1 protein-coding gene is annotated in these 242 nt (G+C 68.2%); it reads left to right on the top strand.

Annotation, left to right across the window (positions count from 1 at the left end; translation table 11 throughout):
* Positions 1 to 10 precede the first annotated feature (10 nt).
* The coding region (locus ELR45_RS37605) for a dihydrodipicolinate synthase family protein (protein WP_205856453.1) at positions 11 to 242 on the top strand (232 nt) is incomplete at its 3' end.

The raw sequence follows: 242 nt of genomic DNA, 5'->3' as shown, positions 1-242 counted from the left end.
CCTTCGGTGCATGGCCGACGAGCTCTTTACTCTTGCTGCGGCGACGACCGGGATCCCGGCGTCGGCGCCGTTCGGCCGCGTGCTGACCGCGATGGTCACCCCGCTTCACGACGACGGCGGGCTGGACCTCGACGGGACCGCGGCCTTGGCAGAGCACCTCATCGAGAACGGATGCGATGGTCTTGTGGTGGGTGGCACCACAGGCGAGAGCCCCACCACCACTGACACCGAGAAGGAAGCCG

The organism is Phytoactinopolyspora endophytica (assembly GCF_004138495.1).
GTDB classification, from domain to species: domain Bacteria; phylum Actinomycetota; class Actinomycetes; order Jiangellales; family Jiangellaceae; genus Phytoactinopolyspora; species Phytoactinopolyspora endophytica.
Note: the sequence above shows the minus strand (reverse complement) of the source record. Positions and strands in the feature narration are given on the sequence as shown.